We start from the raw sequence: 838 nt of genomic DNA, 5'->3' as shown, positions 1-838 counted from the left end.
CATTCGCTCCATAATTCGTTGTCTTAGATTGCAATAATGTGGGGATACCTCAGGCTCGGCCGTCAATGCCGGGAGACCATGGCGGTGCTCGGGGTGGAACCTTTACCGCGGTCGCCGATACCGGCTACTCCAGTGAGGCCGAATTGGCCGCCTGCGAAGCGGCTGGGGCCACGGTCTAGGCCCCCATCCCGAATCAGCACCAGGCGGTTACCGGCCACGGCCGCCTCAGCGGCGAGCGATTCTCGTACAACCGTACCCTTGATGTCGACATCTGCCCCGCCGGTGAATTGCTCCCCCCGCGCGGTCAGCCGCATCAGAAGAACGGCACTCGGCACACCGGCTACAGCCGCCCGGCCGGTCAGTGCCGAGCCTGCCCGCTGAAAGCGGTGTGCTGGCCCGACGCCGGCGGCGTGCACCGCATTTACCGCAGTGAGCACGCGGCGTTGGTTGAGGCCCAGCGGCAACGGATGGCCGATCAGGGGCCAGAGAAGATGCGTCAGCGTGCCGGTCTGGTCGAACATCCCTTCGGCACCCTCAAGCGCTGGTTCGGCTGGGACCACTTCCTGGTACGTGGCTACAACCTGATCCGGGTGGTCAACCGGCGCGGCGTGGGTGCGTTCCGAGAGTCTTGCGCCCGACGCCAACAGGCCAAGCCTGTCCAGGCCGTCGCGAATGATGACGCCTTCCGACCGCAGGATTTTGCCATTGGTCCGTAGTAGGTCGCGGGTGACGGAGGAACCCCGACGTCCTTTCCTTTCTCGGTAGCAGCGATCGAATCCCCTGCAAGGCAATGCCATGTAAGTTAAGCGTCACCGGCGCCGTTTGTGATTGGTTGATC

Annotated in this window: 2 protein-coding genes; one reads left to right on the top strand and one right to left on the bottom strand. The window is 64.0% G+C overall.

The window, feature by feature from the left end; genetic code table 11:
• Positions 1-62: 62 nt before the first annotated feature.
• Complete coding sequence (locus tag E1958_RS20625) at positions 63-314, bottom strand: hypothetical protein (RefSeq protein WP_165742390.1); 252 nt, start codon at positions 312-314, stop codon at positions 63-65.
• Between E1958_RS20625 and E1958_RS19645 the strand changes: the two genes are divergently transcribed.
• Entirely contained in the window at positions 288-716 is a 429-nt protein-coding gene (locus E1958_RS19645) for a transposase (protein ID WP_165742389.1), read from the top strand. The genes E1958_RS20625 and E1958_RS19645 overlap by 27 nt on opposite strands.
• Positions 717-838 lie beyond the last annotated feature (122 nt).

The organism is Candidatus Thiosymbion oneisti (assembly GCF_004359955.1).
Classification (GTDB): Bacteria; Pseudomonadota; Gammaproteobacteria; order Chromatiales; family Chromatiaceae; genus Thiosymbion; species Thiosymbion oneisti.
Note: the sequence above shows the minus strand (reverse complement) of the source record. Positions and strands in the feature narration are given on the sequence as shown.